This window comes from Enterocloster citroniae (genome assembly GCF_040545455.1).
GTDB lineage: Bacteria > Bacillota > Clostridia > Lachnospirales > Lachnospiraceae > Enterocloster > Enterocloster citroniae.
The window spans coordinates 1-3,663 of sequence record NZ_JBEPLZ010000058.1; the positions used below are offsets into that span (position 1 = coordinate 1).

The following is a 3,663-nucleotide window of genomic DNA, read 5'->3' on the forward strand; positions in this document are numbered from 1 at the left end:
AGACCTACATCTAGTTTAGCACAGGAGTTGCTTTTATCTGAAGATATTCCCTCCACCTGCAGAGCAGGTGGTTTATTTTTACTGTGACACAACAATCCTGTATCCTGATTACAAATCAGGATACAGGGAGACCAATTTTGTACGTGCATTGTTCGTTTTAAACTGCCAGTTCACGCTAACCTGACTGCTGTTACGTTCCTTTTCCCATGCAGACAGTTCTTTTTGAAGATGTTCAATAGAAGCGATTCGCCTGGAAAGACACTGCCTTGTCATTACATTTAATTCGATTTCCGCTATATCAAGCCAACTTCCATGCTTTGGTGTATAGTGTATTTCAAATCGTTTTATGATCCGCCGGGCTTCTTCTGGTGGAAATGCTTTATACAGAGACGCAGGATTGTGTATGTTCAAATTATCCATGACAAGTATGATTTTTTCTGCATCAGGATACATAACATCGGACAGGTATTTCATTTCTTCCGCCCAATCCTTTGCCGTCCGGCGTTCCCGTACACTTACGTGGTGCATTCCTCCTAACGGCTCAATAAAGGCAAAAATACTGCAGGTCCCATTTCGGGTGTATTCGGAATCCACTTTTTTATCATCTCCGGGACGCATAGCCCATGAATCCCGCACTTCTCCTAAAATCTGATATGGTTTTTCATCCATGCAGACAACCGGGATAACTGGGTTATAGGGCATTTCATAAATGTCCAGGATGTCTTCCATACATGCTACAAATTCTGCATCCGCCTTATTTGGGAGACACCAGTATTGGCTGCGGTGAGGTCTAAGCCGGTTTTTTTTAAAGTTCTGCGGATTGTTTCGCGGCTGACCGGCTCATCAAATTCTATTTTTGCCTGTCCTTCAAGAAGGCGGATTGTCCACCGGCTATGCCCTTCTGGGGCAGGGCCGCAGGCAATTTCAACAATCCTTGCTTCCAAGCGTCCGTCAACTTTTCGGCGGGCATTGCTGGAATTGACATTCCGTTTAATTTTAAGAACTTCTTCCAGGCCATCCCTGGCATAGGTTCCTGCCACATTAGAAATGGTCGGGCGACTGACACCAAACAAATCCATACACTGGTCGTAAGTCCGCACAGGAGGATGGTTTTCATCCAGCGTCAGAAGAATGCGGCATCGGTTGACAAGTGTCTGGCATGTTTTTGGTTTATACAAAATAGATTTCAGTTGTTTTACTTCAGCATCTTTTAGCCGAATTATGTTTTTCTTAGGGCGGGCCATAGCAATATCCTCCATAGACATATTTTATCATCTATGAGAATTATATCAAACAAAAACAATTAGTTCAATTATCATCGTGTCACTACACTAGTTTTTTCATTTTAACCTTTCAATAAACCCATTTTAATCCGAAAACAGATTGTCTCTCAGCATTTTGAAATTCCCCATTTCTTTCTATCATATCTCTTAGTATTAGAAAAAGTCCAACTCTTTTTACAAAGAATCAGACTTTAGACCAAGGGGCGTTACTGTTCAGAGGCTGACTTGAATTAAATTGACCGATGGTCTAAACTAATCTTAGTTGAAACCATCGATCTTCTTTATCCAAATATCTGAGATGCTCTGTCAAATATATTCGATTTTTTATACGAACATTCGTATAAAAGGTGGAACGGCAGTGGCGCACCCTGAAGGAACGCTGGCTTTACTCCCTCGACCCTTCTCGTATCACCTCACTGGCTCAGTTTGACGGAATGCTCAAGGATTACATACGTACCTATAACACTACCGTCCATTCCGGTATCAACTGCACTCCATTGGAACGCTTCAGAAATACAAAGGATCACCCTCGTATTCCTGAATCCAGACAGTGGCTCGATAACTGCTTCTTTAATCGCGTCAATCGCAAAGTCCGTAAAGATGCTACTGTTTGCATCGATAAGATCAGCTATGACTGCCCGATGCAGTTCATTTCTTCCCGTGTTGAGATCCGTTTCCTTCCAGATGACATGGATTCTGCTTTTATCCTTTATGAGGGCAAACGATTCCCTATCCATAAAACGAACAAAGTGGAGAACTGTCATACCAAACGCAACAACGGCCCTGCTCTGGACTACTCAAAGATTGGAGGCTGACCATGATCTATAACTCTTTTTATGGGCTTACATTTAATCCCTTTGATAAACAACAGCTCAAGGAAAAGGATTGTTTTCAATCCAGGGATTTCAAAGAGATGAACCTCCGCCTCAATCATTTAAAGAACATTCGGGGGATCGGTGTTTTCACTGCGCTCCCCCGAATGGGAAAGTCCTATGCTCTCAGATGCTTTGCAAAAGGGCTCAATCCGAATCAGTACCATATGGAATACATGTGCCTGTCCACTATCAGTGTTGCTGATTTTTACAAACAGTTCTGCTCCATCCTGGGTGTTTCCGACAAAGGCGGAAAACCCGCTATGTTCAAGGCAATCCAGGAACAGATCACTTACCTTTACCGGGATAAACACCAGCCGCTGCTCCTTGCCATCGATGAAGCACAGTACCTTAGTAACGGAATCCTGAATGATATCAAGATGCTGATGAATTACGGTTATGATTCCCTGAACTGTTTTACCCTGATCCTCTGCGGTGAATCACACCTGAACGATATCCTGCGTAAGCCAATCCACGAGGCTCTCCGTCAGCGGATCACTATCCATTATAACTATGAAGGTCTGGATGACCGTGAAGTCTCGGAATACATCATCCATAAACTGAACTGTGCCGGTGCTTCACGCAGCATCATCAATGATGCTGCTCTCGGAGCTATCCACGGTTACTCCCGTGGAAATCCTCGTCTGATCGACAATCTCATGACAGATGCCCTGACCATCGGAGCCCAAGCAGGAGCATCGTGTCATCGATGACGAGATCATCCTCGCTGCCGTCAACAATCAAAACTTTTAACTCATTATCAATTAACGCTTAAGGCTATGGCATCCTCGTGCTCATGGCCTTATTTCAAAAGAGCCGTTGGCTTTCCTAGAATAAAGCTACGAGACTTCGCCGTTCCTCTGCTGAGAAAGTGCCGTTCCCTGACTGACGGCGCAGTCAGGGAGTGAATTACACCGATTATATCGCGCAGTTTACTCCGCCAACAATTCGCCGTTTCACAGTTATCACGTCAATTAATTCCACTGTTGTTACTCCTCTGATTACTCCAAGATTCATACATATCGCCCCTCTAAGTATAAACAGTATTCTTCGGTTACGTTCCTATGTTTCCTGCCCACCCGATTTCTGGCTCATGTATTATTTTAATCGTAACGATTTGTACTATAAATCGTTTCAGTCCTTCGGCTTAACGCCTGTCGGATAGGAAAAGTGCTTTGCAGCACTTCTCCCTCCTAAATACCCGTGACTGGACTCGCACCAGTAAGACTAGTGCCATGCTCGGCACACAAGCAAAAAAGGGGGGGTATCGGTTAATACCGACTTTTAACCCCTAACATGATAGAAAGAGACAATCCCAGAGAATTCGGGCCTTTTCTAAGGCAAAATCCTCTATGGGACTGTCTCTTCCTTTTTCTTGCTCCTATTTCAGGGCGCAAAACACCCTTGTTTGGTTTTTACGGAGCGCTCTGTCTTCTAAGCGGTTTTCTGCTCCTTTTTCCCTTCATATTTTTCGATTTCATGGTGTAAAAATCGGTGGTATTTCATCA

3 protein-coding genes and 1 pseudogene are annotated in these 3,663 nt (G+C 43.8%); 2 read left to right on the forward strand and 2 right to left on the reverse strand.

Going from position 1 to position 3,663, the window contains the following annotated elements:
- Window positions 1-108: 108 nt before the first annotated feature.
- Both ABID13_RS28500 and ABID13_RS28505 read right to left on the reverse strand, forming a co-directional pair.
- Window positions 109-750: pseudogene (locus tag ABID13_RS28500) on the reverse strand (IS630 family transposase); the annotation flags it as partial.
- Window positions 735-1,244 carry a helix-turn-helix domain-containing protein gene (locus ABID13_RS28505; protein ID WP_048931376.1) on the reverse strand — a complete coding sequence of 170 codons (510 nt, stop codon included), beginning with the start codon at window positions 1,242-1,244 and terminating at the stop codon, window positions 735-737. The gene ABID13_RS28505 and the pseudogene ABID13_RS28500, both read right to left, overlap by 16 nt.
- 386 nt (window positions 1,245-1,630) lie before the next feature.
- Between ABID13_RS28505 and ABID13_RS28510 the strand changes: the two genes are divergently transcribed.
- Together ABID13_RS28510 and ABID13_RS28515 are read left to right on the forward strand one after the other, a co-directional pair.
- Window positions 1,631-2,098 (forward strand): Mu transposase C-terminal domain-containing protein, encoded by a 468-nt coding sequence (locus ABID13_RS28510; RefSeq protein ID WP_156200261.1) that lies wholly within the window; start codon window positions 1,631-1,633, stop codon window positions 2,096-2,098.
- A gap of 2 nt (window positions 2,099-2,100) precedes the next feature.
- A complete protein-coding gene (locus tag ABID13_RS28515) occupies window positions 2,101-2,868 on the forward strand; it encodes an ExeA family protein (protein WP_242849335.1) in 768 nt (255 codons plus the stop codon).
- Window positions 2,869-3,663 lie beyond the last annotated feature (795 nt).

Coding starts and splice junctions, on each gene's coding strand:
- ABID13_RS28505 (WP_048931376.1), bottom strand. CDS start 1,244: ATGGCCCGCCCTAAGAAAAACATAATTCGGCTAAAAGATGCTGAAGTA.
- ABID13_RS28515 (WP_242849335.1), top strand. CDS start 2,101: ATGATCTATAACTCTTTTTATGGGCTTACATTTAATCCCTTTGATAAA.